Here is a 3,557-nt window from a genome sequence, read left to right as displayed (position 1 = left end):
GCAGTCCGCACAGCCCGTTGTCGCCGCAGGCGGCGACAACGGGCTGTGCGGACTGCCGGCGATGTCGAGCGATTCCGCGAAGCCGACCACCGCGATGTTGTCGGTCAATCCGCCGTCGAGCAGCTTGATGTAGTTGACGCGGTCGTTGTTCTGGTAGGACTCCATGGCGCGAGCCGCGGCCTTGACCCGTTCCGGTGCCTCCGGATCGTTGAGACCGCGTTGGATCCAGTCCGGCTGCTTGTAGTTGCATCTGGTTGTCGGCGTGGTCGTCGAGACGACGACCGGCGCGAACACCGCGGGGAACGCCGCCGAAGCCGCCACCGCATCGGCGATACGAAGCTTGTCGAGATCGCTGCAGATGGCCGCGAAACGGTCGTAGGTGAAGCCGAAGGCCGTGCCGTTGTAGATGTCGGATGCGTGGATCCAAACCAGCGGGGCGCCGGGACGTCTGAAGGCGCTGTAAGTGGCACCGTCGAACAGGTTCCTGTCCAGCCACGCGGCAAAGGTGCTGCGGTCGTTGACGCCGCCTTTCCACAGCCGCGCCAGATTGGCCGGAGCGAGCTTGGCGGTGTGCAGCGAGCTCTCGGCATCGCGCAGCAAGAAGCGCTCGCGAAGCTCGCGATAACCACGCCCTTTGTAGCCGAGATAGGCCGCCGTCACCGCACCGCCAGAAACGCCCCCGACGACGCTCACGTCGTCGATCAGCGTATGCGCTCGCCCGCCGCTGCCGACCTCGACATCGTCGAGCGCCCGAAGCACGCCATAGCTGAAGGCGGTGGCGCGCGTGCCGCCGCCAGAGAAGGACAGCGCGACCACGGTCGACCCGTCGGCGGGAGCATCGGGAAGGTAGTCCGGCGAGCCAGGCCCGACTTGCGTCACATGGGTGTTGATGGGCTCGACGTCATTGGCGACGCATCCGGCCAGCAGCGCCGCTGCCAACACAAGCAAGCCCACACGCCAACGCATCGAGGTCCCCCCGATCGCTCGTTCCCGGGCTCAGTCTATGCGCAGCAGGCAGAGCAAGGCAACGGCCAGCCCCGGGGTCTTCGCCTCAAGCGTTCCGGCGATACCCCTCCAGCCCCGGATCGAGATCCACCTTCACTCCATTGGTGAAGACGCAGGTCGCCACCATGATGTCGGCGAAGGCGACGAGGTTGACGAGCAGCGTTTCGTCGTAGCGCGCCTTCAGCGCGACCCAGGTCTCGTCGGCAACGGCATTGGCGTCCGCGGCGAGCGCCCTGCCGAAGGACATCAACAGCGCTTCGTCGGGGCTGGGTTCAATCAGATCCGGATCGAGGCCGGAATCGATCAGCGCGCGGCGGAAGAAGGTGACCGGGATCTCGGCGCGCATCGTCTCGGCGATCACCTTCGAAAACAGCCAGATCGCTCGGTCTTCGAGCGTCGGACGCAGGAGATCGCGCAGCGTGAACCATTCGGCATAGATGCGGTGCGCGGCCGGCGAGTGAAGCAGGATGCGCTTCATGTTGGTCATGCGGCCGCGCAGCGCAAGCTCCCGATCATGCTCGGCGCGGATTTCGTCGGAGGCGGTCGCATAGTCAATCGCAGAGAGATGCGCCACGGCCCCTCACCCCAGCGTCGCGTGCAGCGCCGGCGCGCCGCGAAGCGTGTTGGAGACGGTGCAGATCGTCTCGGCGTCCTCGACGATGCGCTGCTTGGTCGCCGCGTCGAGATCGCCTGCGATCTGCAGCCTGATGGTGAATGTCTCGACCCGCGCCGGCTCGTCCTTCGCCTTCTCGCCGCCGACATCCGCCCTCACCTCGCCAAGCCGGTCGGCGACGCCGAGGCGGGTGGCGGCGATGCGGGCGCTCAGCACCATGCAGGCGGCCAAGGAGGCATAGAGCAGGTCGAGCGGGTTGAAGCCCGGCGCGCTGACCGCAGTCACCACGTCGACCGTGCCGCCGGTCGGCGTCGTTACCGCCGGCAAGCCGCCCGGCGGCAGCACGGCGCAGGCGCCGGTAGCACGGGTCCTGATCTTGAGCTCGCTCATCGAAAGTCCTTCGTCCGGTTTGGAGGCCATTGATAGCGGACGGGAATCTATCTCGGCAACAATCCAGGGCACAGCTGCGGTTCTCTTCGTGCGAGGATGTCCGTGGAGGGCTGATCTGCCGCGTTCCGGCTTGGCAATTTGGCTCCGCCAGTCAACAATCCGCGGCAATGCGCTGCTGGGCCAATGGCAAACGGGATTGAGGTCATGACACCACGGAGATTTGCCACGCTCGCCGCTCTCGCCGTCGCCGTCCTTTGGCCCGCCGCCGGCCAGCCGGCAGATGGCGTCCATCCTGGCCCGATGTCACGCACGCAAGCCTTCGCACGCGCCGAAGCACTGACAGCGATCGGGCGAAGAATGTTCTTCGACCCATCGCTGTCGGCTTCGGGCAGACAGGCCTGCTCGTCCTGCCACGATCCCAACCACGCCTTCGGTCCGGCCTCCGCCGCGCCGGTCGAGATGGGCGGGCCGAACCTCGACCGGCCTGGCCTGCGCGCGGTGCCGTCGCTGCGCTACCTGCAGGCGGCGCCCGCCTTCACCGAGCACTTTTACGACTCCGAGGACGAGGGCGACGAAAGCGTCGACAATGGCCCGACCGGCGGATTGACTTGGGACGGGCGCGCCGACCACGGCAAGGACCAGGCGAGAATCCCGCTGCTGTCGCCCTTCGAGATGGGCAACAAGGATGAAGCTGCCGTGGTCGCCGCCCTGCGCAAAGCGCCCTATGCCGATGCGTTCAAGGCGGCGTTCGGCGCGGAAATTTTCGACCATCGGCAGGATGCCTTCGACGCGGCGGTCGAGGCGCTCGGCACCTTCGAGCAGAGCAGCGCCGACTTCTACCCCTATTCCAGCCGCTACGACGCCTTCCTTGCCGGCAAGGCGCAGTTGACCGCGCAGGAGTTGCGCGGCCGTGCGCTGTTCGAGGACGCAAACAAAGGCAATTGCGCGAGCTGCCATTTGAGCGAGCCGGCAAATGACGGCGAGCCGCCGCAATTCACCGATTACGGCCTGATCGCCATCGCCGTGCCGCGCAACCAGGCGATCCCGGCCAACGCCGATCCCAATTATCTCGACCTCGGGCTGTGCGGGCCGCTGCGGGCCGACTTCAAGGGCCGGAGCGAGTATTGCGGCCTGTTCAAGACGCCAACCCTGCGCAATGTCGCGCTGCGCAAAAGCTTCTTCCACAACGGCCATGTCCACTCGCTGCGCGAGGCTGTCGCCTTCTACGCCACTCGCGACACAGATCCGGGGCGCTGGTATCCGAAGAACGCGGACGGCACGGTCGAGAAATTCGACGATCTGCCAAAGGCCTACTGGGGAAACCTCAACACCGACCCGCCCTTCAACGGCAGGAAACCAGGCGAGAAGCCGGCGCTGACCGACGCCGAGATCGACGACATCGTCGCCTTCCTCGGCACGCTGACGGACGCGGACCAGGCCGGGCAGTAGGGCGGCTAAAAGCTCTCCGCGGACTTCCCCGGCCAAAATAATCGGTGGACGCGTCTTGTTTGTGTGGCTTCCGTCACAGACCGACAGAAAGCATCTGCTA

4 protein-coding genes are annotated in these 3,557 nt (G+C 66.2%); 1 reads left to right on the top strand and 3 read right to left on the bottom strand.

Features of this window, described 5'->3' with window-relative positions; all coding sequences use genetic code 11:
* From EOA32_RS34880 to EOA32_RS34870, 3 genes are all read right to left on the bottom strand, one after another.
* Window positions 1-966, bottom strand: a 966-nt coding sequence (locus EOA32_RS34880) for a patatin-like phospholipase family protein (RefSeq protein ID WP_128374114.1), incomplete at its 3' end; no start/stop codon positions are given.
* An 85-nt stretch (window positions 967-1,051) separates the two neighbouring features.
* Complete coding sequence (locus EOA32_RS34875; protein WP_128374113.1) at window positions 1,052-1,579, bottom strand: hypothetical protein; 528 nt, start codon at window positions 1,577-1,579, stop codon at window positions 1,052-1,054.
* Window positions 1,580-1,585: 6 nt separating this feature from the next.
* Window positions 1,586-2,008, bottom strand: coding sequence for an OsmC family protein (locus EOA32_RS34870; RefSeq protein ID WP_128374112.1), 423 nt, complete (start codon window positions 2,006-2,008; stop codon window positions 1,586-1,588).
* 204 nt (window positions 2,009-2,212) lie between these two features.
* On the opposite strand from EOA32_RS34870, the gene EOA32_RS34865 reads away from it, so the two are divergent.
* On the top strand, window positions 2,213-3,457 hold the full coding sequence (locus EOA32_RS34865) for a cytochrome-c peroxidase (protein WP_245499495.1): 1,245 nt from the start codon (window positions 2,213-2,215) through the stop codon (window positions 3,455-3,457).
* The last annotated feature ends 100 nt before the right edge of the window (window positions 3,458-3,557 follow it).

The organism is Mesorhizobium sp. M1A.F.Ca.ET.072.01.1.1, from assembly GCF_004023325.1.
In the GTDB taxonomy this organism is placed as follows: domain Bacteria; phylum Pseudomonadota; class Alphaproteobacteria; order Rhizobiales; family Rhizobiaceae; genus Mesorhizobium.
The sequence above is the reverse complement of the archived record's forward strand: the minus strand, read 5'-3'. Positions and strand labels throughout refer to the sequence as shown.

What these genes read in the sequence shown, in the direction of transcription:
- EOA32_RS34870 (WP_128374112.1), bottom strand. Translation starts at nt 2,008, where the DNA reads ATGAGCGAGCTCAAGATCAGGACCCGTGCTACCGGCGCCTGCGCCGTG.
- EOA32_RS34865 (WP_245499495.1), top strand. Translation starts at nt 2,213, where the DNA reads ATGACACCACGGAGATTTGCCACGCTCGCCGCTCTCGCCGTCGCCGTC.